Below are 22659 nucleotides of genomic sequence, written 5' to 3' on the forward strand. Positions count from 1 at the left end.
CGGAATATTATCTTTTAGCTAATCAATTATTTTGCAATAAAAAAACCCGCACTGAATTTTCAGGGCGGGTGCTAATTTTTAGTAAGTATTTATCCTATAGAAATATCTCAAAACCGGCTGTAATTAATCTAGGTAGTCCAACTCTGATTCCTTCAGGTCTTCTGCTACTGATAAATCTTTGGTCTGTGAGGTTTTTTACAGACAGGTTCAGGTTGGCATTGGTTTTGGGAATTCGGAAATAAGTATTTGCATCAACAATATATCTGCTGCCAATCTTTCCGGTTCTTCCATTTGCAGATGGAAGCTCACTATTGATCTCATCTGTAAACTGTGAACCAATATAATTCCCGGAAATCCTGAATCCAAAACCATTCTGCAGATTTATACCTGCAGCATTCCAGATCATCAGATTTACTGCATATGGCAGTTTGTTTTCTTTTACATTAACTGTGCTGCCATTTACTGTAATGAAGCGGTCATTACTGTATTCAGAATTTTGAACCGTGATGCTGCTTTCGAAGGTATAAGAATTCTTTTGTCCTGCGATCTTCCCAAAATCAATATGAAAGCCGGCTTCAATACCTTTGTGCAGGGTCTGTCCTCCATTAACTACACCACTGGCATTTGAATTCCCCGATGAATTGGAAACAGGGATGATCTGATTCTGGAAGTCCAGAATAAAACCGGTTAATTCGGCATTGAAATAGTCATTAAACTTAATCCGGGTACCCAGCTCATAATTGGTACTCAGTTCAGCATCCAGGTTATATGGTACACCTGTGGCTGTAATTGCATCTTTAATTCTGGGTGGGGCAAAGCCTTTATGAACCCCTGCGAAAAGATTGATCCGATCATTGGCTGAATAGTTGATGCCCGCTCCCGGGATCAAAGCCATGGTATTGTCTTTAGCCAGAATGCTGGTGTCTCTGATTACGTTGTTTACGCCATTAATGCGGTATCTGCCACGAAGTATTTCCCTTTCGTAATCAAAATTCTCCAGTCTAAGTCCGGCATTTATTGAAAATTTTTCGCTCAGTTCGAATCTGTTCTGTGCATAGGCACTAAATGCATAGCCGGTTCTTACCTCTTTATCCCTCAAAGTTCCTGCAGCAGAATTTGCATTGCTTCCCACAATAAACTGCTCATCGGCTTTTTCATATAAATACCTTGCACCTGTTTCCAGTACGTTGTTGATAGAGAACAAATTGTGTTTAACACTCAAGCGGGGCTCTAATCCCGCAACCTGAAACTGCCTGTTACGATTACCTGTTGAGTTTAACATATAAACAGCCCCATTACTTATAGCCGGATTTCCCCATTGCACACCTGTTTGGTTTGCAGCAGTTGGACTGAATGAGAAATCCTGTCTTTGCCAGTCGCGGGTTGTTGTATAGGCAAAAGCAGTTGTTTTCAGACTGATATTTTCGTTAAGTTCAAGCTGGTGAGTAAGACTTCCGGATAGGCGTTTTACCGGAAGATTATCGTAAGGAGACATCCTGACAAAATCCTGATCACCCTGATTGAACATGGTTTGTGTTAGACCTATATAGGTTGAGTTGGATTGCTCCTCGTAATAGCCAAGTTTAAGCCCGAGGTTTGATTTTGAACTTAATTCGTATCTGATTTTAGCCGAAAGGTCATTCAGTCTGAATTGTGTCGGGCCTAAGTCGTCTGCTCTTTTATGGAGATAGGAAACTAGAATTCCGGCTTTCCCAATGGTATTCCCATAGCTTCCAAAACCCGAGAAAAATCCTCCTTTTGCACCTGAAATTTTGATGCGGGTAATTTCCTGCGAAGGGGGATCAGCAGTGAAAAAATTGACTATACCACCAATGGTTTGCGGACCGTATAGGATTTGCCCGCTGCCTTTCAGAATTTCTATTCCAGACATCTTGTCGATTGATGGAGTGAAATACATCTCAGGCTCACCATAAGGGCCCAGGGCAATAGGTATACCATCTTCAAGCATCAGCACATTTCGGCTTCTGTCGGGATCGAGTCCGCGGATACTGATATTCAAACGTAATCCCGCACCTTCCTCATCAACCACATTTACTCCGGTTACCTTGCGTAAAACCTCATTGGACGTAAGTGGAGCTGTCAATCGTATTTCTCGTGAATTCAAGACCGTTGCTGAGCCAGGAACTTTGCTGATTAATCCGTCCCGTTTTCCAATGATCACAATCTGGGGCATTTCAATAATGGTACTGTCGGCAAGTTTTAACCTTTCATCGGCTTTTTTAACTTGAGCAGCCGCGCTCTGGATAATTGTCAATATAAACAATAGAGCTAAAATTCGATTCATTTTATTTAGACTAATTTTAAATTGCTGCAATATTACAAATGATATTTAAAAAAATCAAATTATTTAGAATGATTATTGATAATATTTTTGATCTTTAATTTCTGCACTTAAGCCACTTGAAATTCAATAGATTTGACGTCTGAAAACGATGAAAGCCAGAACCAGAAAAAATGTTTTATTTGCCGCCGGGTATTCGGCCGTGTTGATTGCTGGATTATGGCTTGGACCTAAACTTGTTCGTGAAAATCAGAACTCAAAAAATGGTTCTTTCTTATCTTTCGGTCTGTCGGGCCGTTCGTCCAAAGTTGATAAGGTAATCCGTATTATAAATGAGAATTATGTTGATTCTGTGAAGCTGGATACAGTTGAAAACATGGCCATACAAGAGATATTAAAGAATCTCGACCCTCATTCTGCCTACCTTGCTCCGCAAGATGCCAAACGCCTCAGTGATGACCTGGAAGGCAATTTCAATGGTATAGGGATCGAATATTATATATTGAATGATACTTTGCTAATTACTTCTGTGAAACAGGACGGTCCGGCTTTTAAGGCAGGAATAAAGCATGGGGATAAGATTCTGGCGATCAACAGGAAAACCATAGCCGGGATACAAGTTAGCTCAAGGCATATTGTAGCTCAGATCAGAGGCAAGAGGGGCTCAGCAGTTGAATTACTGGTTAAACGTGATACAGCCAGGAAGAGCTATACTATATTGCGCGACAGAATTATTATCAGCAGTATTGATGCGGCATATATGCTTAGCGGACAGAGCGGTTATATCAAGATTGGCAGATTCGGAGCAAGAACTGATGAGGATTTCAAAATCAGTCTGTTGAAATTGAAGAAACAGGGAATGAAGAATCTGGTTCTGGATCTGAGGGATAATGGTGGAGGATACCTTAATTCGGCCACAGCGCTTGCTGATGAATTTCTGGGCGATCAGCAATTAATAGTATATACCCAGGGCTTACACGAACCCCGAACTGATTATTTTGCCAGTTCAAAAGGTGATTTTCAGGATGGTAAACTGGTGGTGCTTATTGATGAGAATACTGCTTCGGCAAGTGAGATCATTGCAGGAGCTGTACAGGATCTTGAGCGCGGAACAATCATTGGAAGGCGTTCTTTCGGGAAAGGTCTTGTTCAGGAACAATTTGATTTTGGAGATGGTTCTGCCTTAAATCTGACCATTGCACGATATTATACGGCATCAGGCAGATCAATTCAGAAGTCGTACAAGAAGGGTAATGTTGCTTATTACAGCGAGATAAAAGATCGTTACCTGAATGGAGAACTAAGTTCCGATGGGAAAGCCTTCAACGATTCACTAAATAATAATAGCAAAATCTATACCACCAAATCGGGTAAAGTTTTATACGGCGGTGGCGGCATTATGCCCGACATTTACATTCCGGTAGATACCACAGGATATACAAATCTCTATTATGAGCTGTCCGGGAAAGGGATATTGAATGATGTGCTGTATAACCATTTGCTCAAACAAAATCAAACTTACCATTCAACAGAGGAGCTGATAAAAAAATTCAGACTGAGTGATCAGGATATTGTAAAACTAAGCCAGATGGCCGCCAAACGAGATATTAAGGCAGGGAAAAACCAGATCGATTCGTCCAGAAAGGAAATCGAAACCCAACTCAGAGCCTTATTAGCCCGATACCATTTTGGGGATGAAGGATTCTACAAAGTATTAAATTCAGGTGATCCGGCTATAAGCCGTTCGCTGGAGGTTTTGAAAGATCCTTCTATTGCAGCAGGCTATTGAATCGAATCGACTGTAATGGTGTCCTGAATTAGTGAGTCGGCTTCCATCGCAGCGTTCAGCATAGAATCTGCTGCAGCTACTTCGGCAAGTGAATCCTGTCTTGCTTTTTCTGCCTGATCAGCACCGCTGTTACATGAAACTGCAAATAAACTGGCTGCAATAATTGTAAAAAATAATCTCTTCATGATTAAAATTTTTAATTTTTATAATAATTATTTTTGTCTAAAGAAAATCTGAATTGGAACTCCGGTGAAATCAAAATGCTCGCGAAGTTTATTTTCGATAAAACGTTTGTAAGGTTCTTTAATATATTGTGGCAAGTTACAAAAGAAAGCAAACATTGGCGAAGTCGCATTGATCTGTGTTACATATTTGATCTTGACATATTTCCCTTTTACAGCGGGTGGCGGGAAGTTTTCAATGATCGGTAACATCACATCATTCAATTTTGAGGTAGGGATCTTTTTAAGTTTATTTTCATAAACCTTTGAAGCGGCCTCCAGGGATTTATAAATCCTTTGCTTTTCTATTACAGATGTAAATACGATGGGCACATCTGTAAATGGAGCAATTTTATCATAAATCTGTTCTTCAAATACCCCAGTGGTTTTCGTGTTTTTCTCAATAAGGTCCCACTTGTTAACGAGGATCACAACACCCTTTTTATTTTTTTCGGCCAGGTGGAAGATATTGATATCCTGCGATTCAATGCCTTCAACAGCATCAATCATCAGAATGATCACATCAGCTTCCTCCAGCGCCTTGATCGTTCGCATCACCGAGTAGAACTCAATGTTCTCTTTAACTTTCGTTTTCTTACGCAAACCAGCGGTATCAATCAGCATGAACTCGTGTCCGAACTGTTTGTAATGAATATGTATCGAATCGCGGGTAGTACCTGCGATTGGCGTAACAATATTTCTTTCCTTGCCAATCAGGGCATTGATCAGGGATGATTTACCTACATTGGGGCGACCAACGATGGCATATTTTGGAAGATGATTTTCATCTTCAGCTTCTTCTTCAAAGTGCTTGATCACTTCATCAAGCAGTTCACCGGTACCTGAGCCCGACATGGAAGAAAGCGGGTATATTTCACCTAAACCAAGGCTGTAGAATACGCTGGCATCCGTTATGCGCTGGTTATTATCTACCTTATTCACCACGACGAAGACCGGTTTTTTACTGCGGCGAAGAAGTTTGGCAATATCATCATCAAGATCGGTCACGCCTGTAACCACATCAACCATAAAAAGTATGACTGTAGCTTCCTCAATAGCGATTACCACCTGTTCACGAATGGCGGCCTCAAACACGTCGTCAGAGTGCGCCACATAGCCGCCGGTATCAATTACTGTAAAATGCTTATCGGTCCACTCAGCGATTCCGTAATGCCTGTCGCGGGTTACTCCGCTAAAGTCATCCACAATTGCTTTACGCGTTTCGGTTAATCTGTTATATAATGTAGATTTCCCTACATTGGGGCGGCCTACGATTGCTACTATATTACTCATTTGCTTTTGATCCAAGATCCAAGAGCTAAGATGCAAGACAATTAAGACTTACTCCACTCGCACTTTAACCTGATATGTTATATTTATTATTTTAAGAGCCTGCAATTCTTGATTCCTGGCTATATTTAATCCTCGTATCAAGAATATCTTCAATATTCTATTCCGACAATTTTAACTATTCGTAAATCATCTCAATACTCAATACTCTCTACTCAATACTAGTCCTCGTATCCAAACGATTTCAAATAATTCTTCCTGTTTCTCCAGTCGGGTATAACCTTCACGAACATTTCCAGGAACACTTTTTTCTGAAGGAATTCTTCCATATCCTTACGGGCATAGGTTCCAACCTTTTTCAGCATTTCACCTGCTTTACCTATGATGATGTTCTTTTGCGAATCACGTTCCACAATAATCTCAGAACTGATGCGGATAATCTTCGGTTCATCTTTGAAAGCGGTGATGATTACTTCGGTGCTGTATGGAATCTCTTTATCGTATAATTTGAATACTTTTTCGCGGATAATCTCCGAAACAAAAAAGCGTTCGTTCTTATCAGTCAGTGTATCTTTATCATAAAAGGCCGGATGCTCAGGCAGATTATCAAGAATGAACTGCATAACCGCGGGAACATTATGATCATGAAGTGCCGAAACTGCAAAAATCGCTTTCGGGTTCAATTTTTCCTGCCAGTAAACAATCTTTTCCTTTACTAATTCCTCGCTTGATTTATCGATCTTGTTGATAACCACGGCAATAGGTGAACTGGTCTTAGCTAACTTTTCAATTACATCAGCTTCATCATATTTTTCATTGATATCAGTGACAAATAAGACAATATCTGCGTCTACAAGCGAGCCATTTACAAAACTCATCATAGATTCCTGCATGCCGTACACCGGTTTGATAACACCGGGGGTGTCCGAAAACACGATTTGATACTCAGGCTCATTTACGAGGCCAAGAATCCGGTGCCGCGTAGTTTGTGCCTTCGGAGTGACTATTGACAGTTTTTCTCCTACCAGAGCATTCATCAGGGTTGATTTCCCAACGTTTGGTTTTCCTATCAGACTAACAAATCCGGCTTTATGAGACATGTAAAATTTATTTTAAAATATATTTGGACTGCAAAGAAACGAAATATATCTTTGCAGTCCAATTTAAAAGCAACACAGAGACGTTCTTTAAGCTTAAAATTGTCAAAGTGCGGGCCTCGCCCGCCGGTTCATAACCGTTAGATTATGATACAGTGCGGGATGGAGTCCCCAACTAGTTGGGGAGTAACTCGTCGGGCTCATAACCCGTTAAAAATATGATACAGTGCGGGATGGAGCAGTTGGTAGCTCGTCGGGCTCATAACCCGAAGGTCGTCAGTTCGAGTCTGGCTCCCGCTACCCAGGTAGGATTAAGCTGAAAGCGTAAAGCTGAAAGCCGAAGCACGTAAGAAGCATCTTCCGGGAAGCTTTTACCTTTTACCTTCTAAGCTTTTAGCTTAAGAGGCCCGTTCGTCTAGGGGTGAGGACGCCAGATTTTCATTCTGGAAACAGGGGTTCGATTCCCCTACGGGCTACATTTAATCAAAAATAAACCCTGTAAGTCAGCTACTTACAGGGTTTTTTGTTTGATTTCGGACACTATTCGGACACTAAAGTTCAAGCGCACAATATATTGTTTAAAGATGTCTAAATTGGGCTTTACATTTTGATATTCTATCCTATGAGCCGAATAAATTATACATTCGGCTCATAATTTTCATATATTTGAGCCGAATAAAATCGGTAATCGGCTCATGACTTACAACTGGCAACAAGAAAACTGGCCTGACTTCATCTATGACCTTGCAAAGGTAGAAGAGAAACTGTATCTTTTTTCTGAGAAGATTGGGGTCGTAAGTGGTGTTTTAAAGGCACTTCCGGAAGATACTCAGTTATCCGCTATTATTGATACTATGGTCGCTGAAGCCATCAAGACCTCGGAGATCGAAGGTGAATATTTGAGCCGGAACGATGTAATGTCTTCAATCAGGAATAACCTCGGCTTAAATGAAAAACCAGACCCTGTACCGGATAAAAAAGCAAAAGGGATTGGACAATTAATGGTCGATGTCCGAAATACATTTGCGGCCTCTCTGAATCAGGAAACATTATTCTCATGGCACTATATGCTATTAGGTACTGATAACGAGATCAACGCGGGCCAATGGAGAAGTTCCACTGAGCCTATGCAGGTTGTTTCAGGAACTTATGGAAAGGAAAAAGTTCATTTCGAAGCGCCGCCTTCTGATCGTGTACCGGAAGAAATGGAACAATTTATCATTTGGTTTAATGAAACGGCTCCCGGTGGAAAAGCACAGATTATCCAGGCACCTGTAAGGTCGGCTATCGCTCACCTGTATTTTGAAACGATCCACCCTTTCGAAGATGGTAATGGCAGGATCGGCAGGGCTATTGCCGAAAAGGCAATATCGCAGGGAATAGGCCGGCCCGCTTTGCTCGCTCTTTCCAAAACAATAGAGGCGGACAAAGCTGCATATTATGAAGCGCTGAAGACTGCCCAGCGTTCTAACGAGATCACGGCATGGATCGCCTGGTTCGTGGATGTGGTTATTGCCGCACAGACGGACGCCGAACAACAGATCGATTTCACGTTGAAAAAGGCGAAATTTTTTGACCGGTTCAGGGATCAGCTGTCTGAGCGGCAGCTCAAAGTAATCAGAAGAATGCTTGAAGAATGGCCGGAAGGTTTTGAAGGTGGAATGAATGCAAGAAAATACGGTTCAATTACCCAGATTTCGAAAGCGACGGCGACCAGAGACTTACAAGATTTGGTTGAACAAGGTATTTTCGTTGCTATAAAGGGTATGAGTGGCAGAAGTACGGCTTATGAAATTTACTTAGACAGGCTCTAACTACAACGAAAGCTGCCTGTTTAACTTGGCGACCGTACCTTTATTATACCCATCTGGAGCCCCAAAACTGCTTTATGTGAACATTTGCTGAGCAGGCCAAAACTCGTTTATAAAGTATTGATTTTCAGCATACTGTGGCGAGGTCTTCCTGCGTAAATTGAACGCTAAGCAGGGCTAATTAACAATAGCAAAACGCTTTAAAGCCTGCAAATCAAAGATTGCAGGCTTTTCTAGAGGTCAATTCTGTATAGAAAAATTTAAGTCAAGTCTGCGGTTACATTCAACATTCTCTCCAGTCTTAATATATCTCTTCTACTCATAGATGAGCTTAGCATGTCCATTACCGATTCGAAGAATTCTGTCGGCACGGCGGCTTTAAAGCCCTCCATAATTTTTAATCTTTCCATTGGATTTAGGGCTGGTAAAATATACTTAAACCAGCGCAACACCTGATCTGGGCTAAAGGTTTCCATAATTTTATGATGCATCTGAATTAAATCCTGATCTGTAAAATATTCCCAAATCAAACTAAGTATTTCACCTTCCTCAAGGGCCATATGTGCAAGGTATTTGGATTGAAAATCCGTAAGCGCCTCATAAAATGCTATACCTTTTTCAGATCCGGAAACTATTGAAATGCTATTTATTTGTACTTCAAGTTCGGCAACTATTTTTTCCAGAAGCTCATGTTCTTCTGTATTCTCTGCAGTGCTACCCTTAACTTTAGCCTCAAGTGCAGGTAAAACGAAATCGTCTTCCGAATGTGCATGTAAGTTAAGCAAGTTAAATAAATCACTTGCCGAAGCTTTCAATACTTCCAGATCTTCTGGGTCCGAATAATCGCTGTTTCCTGCTAGCAGCGCTACTTGTGATAGTGCATTTCTTAAGCCTTTATGCGGAAAGGCATATACGTTTACTCTTTCGATGTTCATGATTCTTAATTAGTTGATTAATGTCTCTTTTTCAATAGTTAGAAGTGCTTCAAACTTGTTCCTATTTGCGGTAATCCATTGTTTGAAACTATTTATTTGCGGGTATAAATTTCTGCTCTCCTCGAGATCAGCGTTTCGACCATTAATGTAAGTTCGGTTAAACTCAAACATATTGGCTAGTTCTTCTGCACCCGGAAAACCAAAGGATGCGTACAATTGCTGAGGGATATAGTCGTAAATAATCTTTTTTCCTAAAACTTCAGACATTGTCGCGGCATACTCGTAACATGTAACATCATCTCCTACAATGCCGACTCTTTTGCCAATAAATTGCTGAGGATTGTTGAATATTTCACTGATGATACCGCCGCAGTCTTCTATCGATACAGCCGCCAGGGGTGTATCCCCCTGAGGGAAACCGAAATGCCAGGTGTTGTCTTCAAGTCTTTTCGGCGGAAAGAATGAAAGAAAATTTTCGTAATAAAAAGCCACATGAATATAGGTTGCAGGTATGTTCAGGCTTTTGCTATAGGCTTCTAATTCAGCTTTAATGTCTAAATGTGGAACAGAAAGTTTTCCTCCGCTTATACCAATTGCACTCGGTAGTGTACTGAAAACAAAATGCTCAATACCTGCTTTGTGTACAGCATCGATAAGATTTTTTCCATGCTGGAATTCGCCATCAAAATGCTCCCAGAAATTGGTTACACCAAAGACTCCATAGCAGCCAGTTATGGCATTACTAACAGAAGCCATATTGTTGAGGTCACCCTCTGCTATTTCCGCTCCAAGGTATTTAAATTGCAGTGCCTTATCTGACTTTGCATTCCTCGTGAGTATTCTAACATTAAATTTCCCCTGTTGAATTAAATGACGTGCTACGCTTCCACCTTGTGCACCCGTAGCCCCGATTACTAAAATAGTTTGTTTCATAATTATTTCTTATTGATGAATCCAAACTTATGGTGTTAAGTATTTAGAGCTCGAAAAAAGGCATGAACATCGATTGATATGGCGTGAGTGTAGCTAAAGTTGGCGCCAGAATTTCAGGCCATTGACGGAAGAAAGTAAAGATCGACGCGTGTTCCGCGCCCAGTCTCACTTGTTATTTTTAAAGAACCCTGGTTAATTTCCAAAAATTCTTTCACTAAAAATAGTCCGAGACCGGTGCCCTTTTCTCTTGCAGTACCTAAAGTGCTTTTTTTTCCATTGAGAGAGAAAAGATCGCTTAGCTTGCCTTCATTGATTCCTGTGCCACTGTCGTGGATGGTTAGGATAACTTTATCAACACAAGATTCAGCGGTGATAAATATTGGTCCATTTGGATAACTATACTTTATGGCATTGCTTAATACATTTCGCACGACCAACACAGACATCTCCTTATCGGCAAAAATGGTAATTCCTTCCGGTACCTCGATGTATATAGTTATGGCTTTAGATTCTGCATGGTCTTTAAGTACTAAAAATGCTTCTTCTGTTATATTTCGGAGGTGTAAAAGTTCCTGGGTACAAAGAAGTTCACCTTTTTGATTAAGAGACCAACTTAGCAAATTATCGAGCAAATGGCCCAGTGATCGGGCTGTATTGCTTATTTTAAAACTCAGATCGATTAATTTTTCATAATCCTGTTTATCACGATAATAGCTGATCAATTCGGAAATGTCCTGAAGAGAGGCAACCGGACTGCGTAAATCGTGCCCTATAATTGAGAAAAGCTTGTCTTTAGTGGCATTTAACTTTTCCAGCTCTTGTTTCTGGCTATCAATTTTAGCCGTCCGATGAACTATTTTATCTTCAAGACTGCTGTAAATAATAGTATTTTGAATCAAAAGTGCCATTTGTTGAGAAAGTAAAATCAGGAAATCTTCATCTTCCTGACTAAAGAAATTCAGGTCGGCACTTTCGACAGATAAAACGGCAACAAGCTCGTTATTGGCCAATAAGGGGATAGCCACCTGGCTTTCTGCATCCCTCAAACCAGGTAATTCCACTTTCCCGTCGGGAATTTCTGAAGGTTGTGAGGCTTTGGCGTATGTACGAAGAAAAGATAGCCTTGGTATGCGCAGCTTCTTTTTGTTTTTAGCAACAATTCCAATTACACCGTCACCGAAATTAACTTTCGCCCCTTTGCCCATCGCTTCAAATCCACGGCTGGCCAAAACAGTAAGAAAAGTTCCTGTATTGTCGGGCATCAAAAGCATACTATGGTTCAGTCCGAAGTCCGTTTCCAGTAATTCAAGAAGAAAAGATACTTTTGATTCGATACTACCTATTCGGCCTAGTTCGAGAGAAATCTGCCGAATAATTACATTCTTTCTTCGTTCTTTTTCAAGTTCCTTGCTTAGCTGCTCAATCCTGGCTTCCATCATAGACTAGATTTACTGCTTCCACTTCACATATTACAGCAGCAGCCAGTTTAAATACCGATAAAGAACCTTGTAGTGAAGCAATAAGGTCGATCACCATGCTCATTTCATCAAATATATCGCCCGACGTTTGGTGTTCAACATAGCTTAGTTTTATCTGCCACAGCTTACCTGTAGCTGGACAAGTAACGCAGACTGCGAATTTTGGATTTTCTGCAATATTTTTCCATGTCTTGTTGAAAAATTGCCAGGAAAGTGCAATATGGCTCTCATCCACATATTGGAGTCTGCTGATATAGGTGATATTAGGTATTCCGTCGGCCGAAGCAGTAGCAATGGTAGGTGGAATAATCCCATTAAAGGCGTTGATGATTTCAGGTGTGATGAGGCCGACCATAAATTAGATACTTATTGCGTTTCCTGTACCCGGTTTTGGGGTTTGTTCAAATATTTCAAGCAGGCTTATGGTAATAGCAGTTTTACTTCCATTTATAAATGGATAGATGAAAAGATGGTTTAGGCCCAGATCATTTAGAGTAGGCAATATCTTTTCGGTATAAACAGAAATTTGCTTTTCATCTTCTTGAGACGCCTGACAGCTGGAAAGATAAAGACCTTTAAACTGGTATGATTCAAAACTCAAAATGGAAGCCACCAAAAAACTGAGGTGTTTCCCATTTTCCAGATTGCGAAGAAGGTGGGCAGCATATTTATCCGTGAGATAGATTGTAATGTGTTGTCTGTCTTCATGTATTAAAAGGCCGGCCGATCTGAACATATCACAATAGCCATCATATCCTATGTTACCCGCCCAAAAGACCAGCGTTTCTTTACAGACAAAATCTCTGATATGTTCGGTAATCAGCATTTGCTTTTTAGCCTAAAGCACGTAATCGGATAAGGAAATTATTTTTAAATGATTTACTTACCGGAATCTTTTTATCAGCGATGCTGATCTTTCCGGTACTCACATCAACATTTACAATAGCATTTAAAGATACTATAAATGAGCGATGAGTCCTGCAAAATTCGGATGACGGAAGTTGGAGCAAAATGTCCTTCATTTTGACTCTCAAAGTATAGGTCTTTCCGGAGGTATAAATCCTGCAATATTTATCATAAGCTTCAACCAACAGCACATCGCTAATTGCTATTTTAGTTAATCGGGTACCTTCCTTTATGAAAAAATGACTTGCCCCTTTTTCTGTCGCGCCTAAAATATCCATGCTCGCTTTTTGCTTATTCGTCAAGGCAAGTTCTATTGCACTTTGCAGCTCAATCAATTTATAAGGTTTGGTAACATAAGCAGCAGGAGAGGTTTTTTTTGCTTGCTGAAATGTTCTGTTATCTATAAAGGAGGTAAGAAACACAACCGGAATGTCAAAGCGGTCATTAATAGATTCAACCAGGTCAATGCCAGATACCTGATGACTCAAATCAATATCCATCAGAATAATATCAGGTGCTATAGCAGTTACAGCAGGTAATACTTCCTCCGGTGTGCATACCACAGAAACCAGAGTATAGCCTAGTTTTTCGATATTCATTCTAAGTTTTTCCTCATGCAGAGGATCATCTTCGACAGCAATTATCCGGATATTCGACATGGTTTCGGAAGATAAAATTAATTAAATATCTCAATTAGAGATAATTTAATTCGGCTGGCATTATTTTATATGCTCAAGAATACTTCGCCATTCACTCGCCTTCTGATCATATGTTTTCCAGGTATTCACCCGGCTTGGAGAAGGTAGAATATGATAGCTTGGATCCGGGCTTTTTAAAACATAACGCTTAATTTTGAAGCACATCCCATAATGCAATCTTATGTTCTGCAAGCAATTTCTTTCGTTCCGTATAGTCGCTGCTGAAAGGACGTTCAAGAATACTGAACGTGATTTTCCAAAAATGATTTCCTGCGTGCCCGTAATACTTCTGAAGCCGTAAAGATCGCTCGCCAGGCATGGTCCCTAAAATAAGGATTCGACTGCTGACGTCTGTGATTGGTTCAAAGGCTGTTTTCATATTAATCGGTTTTGTAAAGGCTTGCTGAAGATTCAGATTCACCTAAATGACTGATTGGGTTTATGCAGTTCGGACTAATTTACTATAATTATCCGCACTCATCGTGCACAGAGGATTAACGTGTTTTTGTGACAATCTTATCTTCAATTTCCCAGGGTGAAGCTTTTTTAAAATTTAATCAGCCCTTTCTAAGCTTCTTATACTCCGTTATTTTATATTTGAAACAATGGCAATCTATTTGCTACATTATAAACTTCTATACATTTCAATAATCCCCATTCAATAATGCATGTAATCGCCTACAGTGTAAAGTCCTTTGAAATAGAATATCTCGAAAATGCGAACAGCATGAAGCATGAGATTATTTTGGAGGCAAAACCCTTAAGAATTGAATCTGCCGTTCTCGCTAAAGGTGCAGATGCTGTAATTATATTTACATCAGATGATGCTTCAGAGCCTGTTATCAATGCCCTGGCCGATTTGGGTGTTAAATATATCCTCACCCGTTCTTCAGGTACTGATCATATCGATCTGAAAGCAGCAGAGAAAAGAGGTATTAAGGTTGCAAATGTTCCTTCCTATTCACCACAAGCCATTGCAGAACAGGCGGTAATGCTGGCATTGGCTTTAAGCAGAAAACTAATTGATACTTCCCGACTGGTGCAGGATTATAATTTCACGATTGAAAAACACGTCGGTTTCAATTTCTTTGGTAAAACTGTAGGCCTTATTGGTTTGGGAAGTATCGGAAAAGCGACAGCAGCAATTTTTAAGGGATTGGGCTGTCGGGTGATTTCCTTTGATATTGATCAGGAAATTGAGATGGATACTATAGAAATGGTAAGTCTGGATGTTCTTTTACAACAATCTGATATCATATCCTTACACGCGCCATTAAATGAGAGTACACGACACCTGATCAATCAGGAATCGATGTCACAAATGAAAGATGGGGTGATGCTTATCAATACATCACGTGGCGCTTTGATCAAATCTGAAGATGTACTTGCTAAACTTGAAGATGGAAAGATCGGATACCTTGGCCTTGACGTTTATGAATTTGAAAAAGGGCTTTTTTTCGAAGATCATAGCAATAGCACTTCTAAAGATAGTTTAATCAAAAAGCTGATCGATCATAAAAACGTGATCATAACACCTCACCAGGGTTTTTTAACACGAGAGGCTTTACAGGAAATCGCTCAAATAACAATGGGAAATATTGATGCCTGGGAAAGCGAATTTGGTTAAAGATCTTAATTGGGGGAGTATTGAAAATTTAAAGCGGGTTTGAAACCCGCATCATCTGATTATTCGACATGCCCTGCGGAACATGTCGAACAGCTAAGCAGCAAAACAAGATGTCGAACAGCAGTTTTTGGCGATATCTTTTCTTTTGGAATTTTTAATTAAATTCAAAGGGAAAGCGTAAATTAAGATTTCTTTTTATTCCTGAATTACACGAAACAATTAATTTTGAATGAACATGGATACCGAAAATAAGAAGTCGAGGAGAAATTTTATTAAGAATTCGGTCATTGCCGGTACTCTGCTTCCATTTATGTCGGACGATCTTTATGCAGACATGGTAAAGCCTGTTAAAGCTGCTGAACCTTTAAATATCTCTGTTTTTTCCAAGCACCTGCAATTTCTTAATTACAAGGATATGGCTGATGCGGCAGCCGAAATAGGTTTTAATGGAGTTGATCTTACCGTTCGTCCCAATGGACATGTTTTACCTGAACGGGTCGAAACAGATCTGCCTGAGGCGATACAAGCAATCAAAAAGGCAGGTCTGGCTGCAACGATGATTACTACAGCCGTTCAGGATGCAAATGATCCTACCGACCTAAAATTGCTGAAGACTGCTTCGGGGCTAGGTATTAAATACTATCGCATGAACTGGCTCAGGTATCCCGAGGGGAAAAGTATTCCTGAGGCCATGATACAATTCAAAAAAACACTGACAGAGATAAGTCATTTAAACAGAAGGCTTGGAATCACCGGATGCTATCAAAACCATTCAGGCAATCTGGCCGGAGCTTCGATATGGGAGTTATGGGAAATACTTAAAAATTCGGATCAGCGAAATATGGGTGTCCAGTATGATATCCGTCATGCTGTGGTTGAAGGTGGCATGTCATGGAAAACCGGACTAAATTTAATTCGCCCTCATATTAAAATCCTGGCTGTTAAAGACTGTATCTGGCTGAAGAAAGATGGTAGCTGGGTTGTTGAGAATGTGCCTTTGGGAGAAGGAATGGTTGATTTTAAAGCCTATTTTAAGATGTTGAAGGATTTCAATATACAAGTTCCGGTATCCCTCCATTATGAATATCCAATGGGTGGTGCTGAACGTGGAGCCAACAGTATTTCAATAGATAAGCAGATTGTTTTTGCCCACATGAAAAGAGATTTCATGAAATTGCAGCAACTCTGGCTGGAGGCCTGATATTCAAATTCTTATACTTAATTGAACGTGTTGCTCAACTGCATTTACCTTTTTAATATGAAAAAGCTTTTCAAATTTCAGGCTAAGTTGTTTAAGAAGTTTGGTCTATTTATTCTGCTGATTATTTCATCCAATGTATTTGCCCAGCCACCTGCGCAAACAAGAATCCTGTTAAAAAACCTTAATCTGATTGACGGCAGGGGTGGCACAATTCAGGCAGGTACGGATATTCTAATTCAAGGACAGCGCATCTCAGCCATTGGAAGAAATTTGAAAAGTGCAGGAGCCCGGGTGATTGATCTTCAAGGCAAGACGGTGATGCCTGCAATGATCAGTGCCCATGTTCATGTGGGGGTAATAAAAGGAAATGCTCAAAGCGGTACATTTTTTACAAGGGAGAACGTTCTTGCACAATTGAAAAAGTATCTGGATTATGGTGTTATTACAGTTCAGACTCTGGGTACTGACAGGCCTGTATTATATGAAAACGGTTTCCGGGATTCCTTAATAAATGGACTTTTACCCGGTGCCCGTTTATTTTCAGGTGGCTTTGGTTTTAATATTCCCGACCCTTCTGTCAGCAAGGAATCTTTTATGGGGAATTTATACCGGCCGGTGTCTGCGGATGAAGTTCCGGGAATGATGAAAGAGCTGAATGAGATTAATCCATCCATGGTGAAGATCTGGGTTGATGGCTCACCTCTGACTAAAATGAAGCCTGCCATTTACCAAAAGATCATTCAGGAGGCCCATCGCTATCAGCGCAGAGTTGCTGCACATGTGTATTATTTATCGGATGCCCGCAATCTGATCAGCTCCGGTATCGATGTATTCGGACATAGTATTCGGGATAGTTTGGTGGACGAGGGATTGATCGCTCAGATGAAAGCCAGAACAATTCCATACATCCCAACACTTGCTCTCGACAAATTTGCACACGTATACATGTCAAAACCAAACTGGCTAGAGGATCCCTTTTTTAAGGCTGCACTTGAGCCTGGGGTTTATGAAATGATTTCCTCCTCTACCTATCAGAATGAGCAAAAGGCTTCTGCTGCTGCAGTCCGTAGCGCTGGAGCATTCAGGGTAGCCCTTCAGAATGTTAAAAAACTTCATGATGCGGGTGTTTTGGTCGCGCTGGGCACCGACTCAGGTGCATTTCCCATCCGTGCTCAGGGTTTTGCCGAACACCAGGAACTGGAGTTGCTGGTTGAAGCCGGTTTGAGTCCGCAGGATGTGATTAGAATTGCTACTTTAAATGCTGCCCGGGTTTTGCGGATTGATCAGGATTATGGAAGCATAGAAAAGGGAAAGGTTGCTGATTTGCTTATTCTAAATGCTAATCCGCTTGAGAACATTCAGAATTCACGGAAAATTTTTGCTGTGTACAAGGCTGGACAGATGGTTAGTACAGGGCCTTTTGTCAATGAATAGCTATTTAGGATAATATAAACCTTTCAAAGAGATTGTCGTAAAACCAGAAATACTGAATATAGATTTTTGATTGCATTTCTGACTTAATAAAGTTAATACTGCAGGATTTGAGTAGTCTACATATCCTGGCTGCTTATAGATATTATGAATATTCACACCGCAGAAAGAAGTAAAAATACAGGTTCTGCTGTTGCTAATCAGGTGACTCAGAAGAGGCAAGCTGATTCCTCAGCACTGCAGGAAACCCAGGTTCAGACAGAAGTATCTCGTGTTGATGTGAATGCCAGTCCAAGGGTAGCCCAGTTGAGAGCTTATCAGGAAATGGCAAATGCAAGCCCCGCGCTCAGTCGTTTGAACGATCTGCAGACTATTGCTAATAAATCAGCTGGTCAAACTGTTCAGGCAAAAACTAAACCTGATCGCAAGAAGGAAAATAACACTGGATTACCTGATGATTTGAAATCAGGCATAGAAAATCTTTCAGGTTATTCTATGGATGCAGTAAAGGTTCATTATAATTCTCCGAAACCGGCACAATTACAGGCTCATGCTTATGCTCAGGGCACTGATATTCACTTAGCAACAGGACAGGAAAGGCACTTGCCGCATGAAGCCTGGCATGTAGTGCAGCAAAGGCAGGGAAGAGTGAAAGCAACTATGCAGATGAGAGGGGAGCTGAATATCAATGATGATATATCCCTGGAGCATGAAGCAGATGTAATGGGTAATAAAGCCTTGCAGTTTAAAGCCTCCTCAAAGGGATCAAATATTGAGTCAACCCATGTAAATACGAGCGTAGTGCAACGTTTGGCTCTGAAATATGGAAATGGCTCACCCATACCCGCAGATGCAAAAAAAATTGCGGATGCTCAGAATATTGAACGGGGAGCTGCAATTGAAGTACAGGATATTCCCGGAGCAATTTCAGAAGATGTTTTTACTGCAATGGCAAATCGGGAAAAGGTTTATATAGTTGCACATGGCCGCGCTCCTATTGGGAATGAACCTGCGGTATTACAAGAGGGGGGAGATGGAGTTGTGCTTTCAGGCGGTGAAGTAGCCAAAATAATAAATAATATTAAAACCGGCTTAGAAGCTAAAGAAAAAGTGATCGGAGAAGTAAAAATTGAGGCTTGTATGAGCTCTCTGAGCCGGAAAACTGAGAGAGGATTATTTGGGGAAACATTTGTAACAGCAAAACCATCGCTCCTGTCTGATATACAGTCGAGTCTGTTAACTACCTATAAAGTGAATAATGTCACTGTACAGGGCAATCCTGGTTTTTCTACTGGGAATGAATTTGAAGAAGGTGGTGTTGGAAATCTTTCTCCTGAGAACACGGAATTGGGGCTCCTGGGTTCTATTCTTGAGATCTTGTATGATGCAAAGAAAGAGGACTGGTCTAACCCCAAAAATACAGCATTGAAGAAAGACGGACTTAATATCGTAAAGAAATACGGCACTCAGTTAGCGAATTTTGACAAAACACCTTCCGTTGGTGAATTAATCAAAGGTACTTCAGCCAGCCTGTTTAATAATTATTTAAATGGAAAAGCTCAGTCCGACGAGTTAAAAGGCGAAATAAACAGTTTGGTTAGTGTTTTAAACGGTTATATCAGAAAAAACCCAAAATAAACTTCAATCTAACAGCATCTGCCTCACCGTAAACAATTCCTTTGAACGTGCATCCACAGTTATATGGACAGAGGCCACATCCGCATCCCCAAATACCTGAGCGCGTGTGAAATTAAGTATTGTGGATCGCTTACCGGGTATCAGCAAGGGCTTGTCGACGATAAAGCGATGCGAATCCCCATTGACCCAGAGTATGGGTTTGCCATATTGTATGCTCAGTACAGATAATTTATCAATAATTTTTTGAAATGCCGGGGATATGGTTCTGTTGTAGAACATATCTGCTTGCGTGAACATCACCAGACCAGCCTTATCAGAAGCCCGGGTAAAGATTTCATCGAGCCAGGCTAAATTGGCTTTTTCTCTTTCGATGAATTCAGTGTTATCTGTCCCCTTGAAATTATTATTTGTGCCCACTAAATGAATAGTTGCAAACTGGATCCCACCATGATCCCAGGCCACATTTTCAACATATCTCCTAAATTCCGGATTACTGCTTTGAGAACTTAGGGGAATCTTTTTCTGTCCCAGGCTTTTGCCATCTTTGAAAAACATCTTTCTCAACAAGGCCAGTCTTTCCAGGGGATCATACTTACCAGCAGCTTCCCGGTTGCAATCTGTCCATTCATTATCCCCGGGAGTATAGATCAATGGCCGGGAGAAGCTTTCAAAATAATTAAAGATCTTATTAAAATATTCGTCAGAGCAAACAGTCGAACCTGTTTTAAAATCACCAACATGCACACTAAAGGCTGGTTTTTCTCTATTAACCTCTTTGATCAGATTTTCGAAACGGGCATAATCATCAGGCAGATGATAAGGCATATCACCGAAGGCGATGAATTCAAATTTTTTGCTTTGAGCAGATGTACTTGCTCCGGCAACTAAGAGCAAAAGGAAGAGGCAGAATATTCTCACAGCTTGGGTTTTTTGTATCCATAAATTTAGTCAGTTTTTGCAGGATACATTTGAAAAAATTCGAACCTGGATTCCAATCATGTGGATTTATTAATGAGCATCATAAATAATCACCTTATCAAAGCAGACTCTAAACTCCTCTAAAAATGCCTTGTGCAGGGGATGAACCTGATATTCGTCATGACCGGCCATATCGTCAAACAAAAGAAATAAACTAAAAGTATAGCTGGTGTCTACAACAGCACGTTCAATCGGTGCCGGTGTTCCTATATGGTACATTTTGACTGCTTCAATGTATTGGAGTGTATCAAGACTTTTGCGAAATGCAGTTTTCTGTTCTTCAGTGGTATCTGCTTTAAGCCAGAATAAAACGTGGTGTGCGATCATTTTTTTTATTTTTTTTCAAATATATAAAATGCCAATAGCTGATATCACATATCCGGAAAATTTCAATTGTGAAAATGACAAAGCCGGTATAAAACCGGCTTTGAATGTATAATATAATGTTTTTGAGTTGCCGGAATCAAGCGGTTAAGCAGGATTCGGGGAACATTAAAAGGTAATAGAACCTTCTCCTGTATATTCATAATTAGTAGGAGTATTCACTGTATACAATAAGGTCATATTTCCGGTTGCATCTGTAAATCTGCCTGTTCCACCAGTAAATACATATTCCTGAAACATGAATCCTGTTGCCGGATCCTCTCCTGCCCCTGCAAGAGTATAATAAAGCTTATCTCCGTTCGCTGCGGTACCTACACCACCAATTGATCCGATTACCTGTCCGGTAGCTGGATTAATACAAAATGTGGTTACCTGTTGTTGAAATCCGAGTGCGGTTGAATTTCCCGTTCCATCCGATCTGAATTGAAGCGTGCCATCTCCACAACCATTGGGAATATAAGAAATGGTACCTGAACCCGTACTTTTCAATGGTCTTGTGACACGTTTGCCATTGTTTGATTTGTTTGCAGACATTTGGATGCCTGAACCATCATTAGCCTTTAGTAATAATGCACTTGAAGTCATCTCGGCATATTTTTTAAGATCATCCTGAGTACTTGTCTCAGAAATCATTTCCTTTTTGCAGGATCCGAATAGCATTACTGCTGCTGCAATAATTAAAATCTTTTTCATAATTGGGGTTTTGAGAGCGTTTAATATAAAATTACAAATTTTTAACTTAAACCAAATTAATTTTCAGTAAGAGTAAGCTGAAATAAAAAAAAGCAGGTACATAATGCACCGGCTTCAGAGTATAAAGGTTATTGATCAGAAACTAAGTGTTGACATCACCGGAAAATGATCCGAAGGAAACTTGCCGAAATACGTGTCAGTCAGAATTCCCCATCTGCTTGCAGTAAAATGCTTTGAGGTGAAGATATGATCGATGACAGATTTATTGATTGGGGTTTTGAAACCATTACCTGAAGAGTTAAGTTCATATGGAAATTCTACATCCCGGTATGAGTCTTTGAGGATACCGGAATTAGCAATGGTTTGATACCATTCACTATCACGACCTCCGTTAAGGTCACCCATAAATATTACTGGTTCAGCTCCAGCGATTTCATTTATCTTGTTTATGATAAGCTTTGCACTTTCCTTTCTGGCAATAACTCCCTGATGGTCAAAATGAACATTGAAAAAGTAGAATTTTTTTCCACTCTCCTTATTTTCAAGGTAAACCCATGAGCAGATGCGGTTACAGCAGGTAGCATCCCATCCTAGTCCCGGTTTGTCAGGAGTTTGAGAGAGCCAGAAGTCTCCGCTTTTCAGTAGAGTGAATTTCTCTTTTTTATAAAAGATTGTTGAATGTTCACCACCATCTTTACCATCGTTCCTTCCAAGTCCATAGCGTGAGAAATATGGCAATGCCTTGCTGATATCATCAAGCTGATTTTTCAGTGCTTCCTGTACTCCAAAGATATCGAAGTCGTGAAAGCGGATCAGGCTGGAAACAACAGGCGCACGATTTACCCAAAGATTGCCGCTGTCGTTTGGGTTATCATACCTGATATTATATGTTGCTACATTGAAAGATTGCGCATTTAAACTGACAGAAACGGAGAGCAACAGAATTGAGGTTAGTAATAGTTTATTTTTCATCTGGTTTAATTTCATCTTGAATTATTTCCAACCCGGGTTTTGCCCCAAATTAGGGTATTAGTATGAGGTATGGATAAAGATAAACAGGGAATAGGGAAATTAGCAAATGAGATAATGAGCAAATTAGCAGTATCATAGCAATCGGGTCGCAGACCAGGACAGGCGACTGACGAATTTGTCTTGCATGGCGCCTAAGTAAATTCGTAAGTCTGAATTTCCCGACTTGCGAAATCACCTGGGCGATTAGAAAATCGATTTCGTCCGTCATGGACAAT

21 protein-coding genes and 2 tRNA genes are annotated in these 22659 nt (G+C 40.4%); 8 read left to right on the plus strand and 15 right to left on the minus strand.

From position 1 onward, the window contains the following. Window positions 1–94: 94 nt before the first annotated feature. A complete protein-coding gene (locus Q8S11_RS14390; protein WP_305662818.1) occupies window positions 95–2305 on the minus strand; it encodes a TonB-dependent receptor domain-containing protein in 2211 nt (736 codons plus the stop codon). Window positions 2306–2453: 148 nt separating this feature from the next. On the opposite strand from Q8S11_RS14390, the gene Q8S11_RS14395 reads away from it, so the two are divergent. Next, complete coding sequence (locus tag Q8S11_RS14395) at window positions 2454–4091, plus strand: S41 family peptidase (RefSeq protein WP_305662819.1); 1638 nt, start codon at window positions 2454–2456, stop codon at window positions 4089–4091. On the opposite strand, the gene Q8S11_RS14400 is transcribed toward Q8S11_RS14395, so the two are convergent. From Q8S11_RS14400 to era, 3 genes are all read right to left on the minus strand, one after another. After that, window positions 4085–4276, minus strand: a complete 192-nt coding sequence (locus Q8S11_RS14400; RefSeq protein WP_305662820.1) for a hypothetical protein — start codon at window positions 4274–4276, stop codon at window positions 4085–4087. The two genes, Q8S11_RS14395 and Q8S11_RS14400, sit on opposite strands and share 7 nt — an antisense overlap. 27 nt (window positions 4277–4303) lie before the next feature. Next, on the minus strand, window positions 4304–5605 hold the full coding sequence (gene der / locus Q8S11_RS14405) for a ribosome biogenesis GTPase Der (protein ID WP_305662821.1): 1302 nt from the start codon (window positions 5603–5605) through the stop codon (window positions 4304–4306). A gap of 218 nt (window positions 5606–5823) precedes the next feature. Next, window positions 5824–6702, minus strand: coding sequence for a GTPase Era (gene era / locus Q8S11_RS14410; RefSeq protein ID WP_305662822.1), 879 nt, complete (start codon window positions 6700–6702; stop codon window positions 5824–5826). A gap of 224 nt (window positions 6703–6926) precedes the next feature. On the opposite strand from era, the gene Q8S11_RS14415 reads away from it, so the two are divergent. The 3 genes from Q8S11_RS14415 to Q8S11_RS14425 all read left to right on the plus strand — a co-directional run bounded on the left by Q8S11_RS14415 (window position 6927) and on the right by Q8S11_RS14425 (window position 8513). Beyond that, a tRNA-Met gene (locus Q8S11_RS14415) sits at window positions 6927–7003 on the plus strand. A 100-nt stretch (window positions 7004–7103) separates the two neighbouring features. After that, a tRNA-Glu gene (locus Q8S11_RS14420) sits at window positions 7104–7175 on the plus strand. A gap of 219 nt (window positions 7176–7394) precedes the next feature. Continuing rightward, entirely contained in the window at window positions 7395–8513 is a 1119-nt protein-coding gene (locus Q8S11_RS14425) for a Fic family protein (RefSeq protein WP_305662823.1), read from the plus strand. A gap of 257 nt (window positions 8514–8770) precedes the next feature. On the opposite strand, the gene Q8S11_RS14430 is transcribed toward Q8S11_RS14425, so the two are convergent. The 7 genes from Q8S11_RS14430 to Q8S11_RS14460 all read right to left on the minus strand — a co-directional run bounded on the left by Q8S11_RS14430 (window position 8771) and on the right by Q8S11_RS14460 (window position 13839). Continuing rightward, window positions 8771–9445 (minus strand): hemerythrin domain-containing protein, encoded by a 675-nt coding sequence (locus tag Q8S11_RS14430; protein ID WP_305662824.1) that lies wholly within the window; start codon window positions 9443–9445, stop codon window positions 8771–8773. A gap of 9 nt (window positions 9446–9454) precedes the next feature. After that, entirely contained in the window at window positions 9455–10378 is a 924-nt protein-coding gene (locus Q8S11_RS14435; RefSeq protein WP_305662825.1) for an NmrA/HSCARG family protein, read from the minus strand. Window positions 10379–10491: 113 nt separating this feature from the next. Further along, window positions 10492–11817: a HAMP domain-containing sensor histidine kinase gene (locus tag Q8S11_RS14440; protein WP_305662826.1), complete on the minus strand. Its 1326-nt coding sequence runs from the start codon at window positions 11815–11817 to the stop codon at window positions 10492–10494. Further along, window positions 11798–12211, minus strand: coding sequence for a pyridoxamine 5'-phosphate oxidase family protein (locus Q8S11_RS14445; protein WP_305662827.1), 414 nt, complete (start codon window positions 12209–12211; stop codon window positions 11798–11800). The genes Q8S11_RS14440 and Q8S11_RS14445 overlap by 20 nt, the downstream gene beginning before the upstream one ends. 3 nt (window positions 12212–12214) lie before the next feature. Then, window positions 12215–12682, minus strand: a complete 468-nt coding sequence (locus tag Q8S11_RS14450; protein ID WP_305662828.1) for a pyridoxamine 5'-phosphate oxidase family protein — start codon at window positions 12680–12682, stop codon at window positions 12215–12217. 7 nt (window positions 12683–12689) lie between these two features. After that, window positions 12690–13421, minus strand: a complete 732-nt coding sequence (locus tag Q8S11_RS14455; protein WP_305662829.1) for a LytTR family DNA-binding domain-containing protein — start codon at window positions 13419–13421, stop codon at window positions 12690–12692. Between the two features lie 187 nt (window positions 13422–13608). Next, window positions 13609–13839, minus strand: coding sequence for a DNA-deoxyinosine glycosylase (locus Q8S11_RS14460; protein ID WP_305662830.1), 231 nt, complete (start codon window positions 13837–13839; stop codon window positions 13609–13611). A 285-nt stretch (window positions 13840–14124) separates the two neighbouring features. Between Q8S11_RS14460 and Q8S11_RS14465 the strand changes: the two genes are divergently transcribed. The 4 genes from Q8S11_RS14465 to Q8S11_RS14480 all read left to right on the plus strand — a co-directional run bounded on the left by Q8S11_RS14465 (window position 14125) and on the right by Q8S11_RS14480 (window position 19357). After that, window positions 14125–15087, plus strand: a complete 963-nt coding sequence (locus tag Q8S11_RS14465; protein WP_305662831.1) for a 2-hydroxyacid dehydrogenase — start codon at window positions 14125–14127, stop codon at window positions 15085–15087. Between the two features lie 235 nt (window positions 15088–15322). Then, window positions 15323–16288, plus strand: coding sequence for a sugar phosphate isomerase/epimerase (locus Q8S11_RS14470; RefSeq protein WP_305662832.1), 966 nt, complete (start codon window positions 15323–15325; stop codon window positions 16286–16288). A gap of 57 nt (window positions 16289–16345) precedes the next feature. Then, the gene (locus Q8S11_RS14475; RefSeq protein ID WP_305662833.1) at window positions 16346–17722 is read left to right on the plus strand and encodes an amidohydrolase family protein; all 1377 of its coding nucleotides are present in this window, start codon (window positions 16346–16348) and stop codon (window positions 17720–17722) included. Between the two features lie 144 nt (window positions 17723–17866). After that, window positions 17867–19357: a DUF4157 domain-containing protein gene (locus Q8S11_RS14480; protein WP_305662834.1), complete on the plus strand. Its 1491-nt coding sequence runs from the start codon at window positions 17867–17869 to the stop codon at window positions 19355–19357. A 3-nt stretch (window positions 19358–19360) separates the two neighbouring features. Here the strand turns inward: Q8S11_RS14480 and Q8S11_RS14485 are convergent, their stop codons facing one another. The 4 genes from Q8S11_RS14485 to Q8S11_RS14500 all read right to left on the minus strand — a co-directional run bounded on the left by Q8S11_RS14485 (window position 19361) and on the right by Q8S11_RS14500 (window position 22384). Next, window positions 19361–20275 (minus strand): hypothetical protein, encoded by a 915-nt coding sequence (locus Q8S11_RS14485; protein ID WP_305662835.1) that lies wholly within the window; start codon window positions 20273–20275, stop codon window positions 19361–19363. Between the two features lie 90 nt (window positions 20276–20365). Then, a complete protein-coding gene (locus Q8S11_RS14490; protein ID WP_305662836.1) occupies window positions 20366–20662 on the minus strand; it encodes a Dabb family protein in 297 nt (98 codons plus the stop codon). 165 nt (window positions 20663–20827) lie between these two features. Continuing rightward, a complete protein-coding gene (locus Q8S11_RS14495) occupies window positions 20828–21412 on the minus strand; it encodes a hypothetical protein (protein ID WP_305662837.1) in 585 nt (194 codons plus the stop codon). A 135-nt stretch (window positions 21413–21547) separates the two neighbouring features. Next, complete coding sequence (locus tag Q8S11_RS14500) at window positions 21548–22384, minus strand: endonuclease/exonuclease/phosphatase family protein (RefSeq protein WP_305662838.1); 837 nt, start codon at window positions 22382–22384, stop codon at window positions 21548–21550. Window positions 22385–22659: the final 275 nt, after the last annotated feature.

Origin of the sequence: Daejeonella sp. (assembly GCF_030695525.1) — a bacterium.
Classification (GTDB): Bacteria; Bacteroidota; Bacteroidia; order Sphingobacteriales; family Sphingobacteriaceae; genus Daejeonella.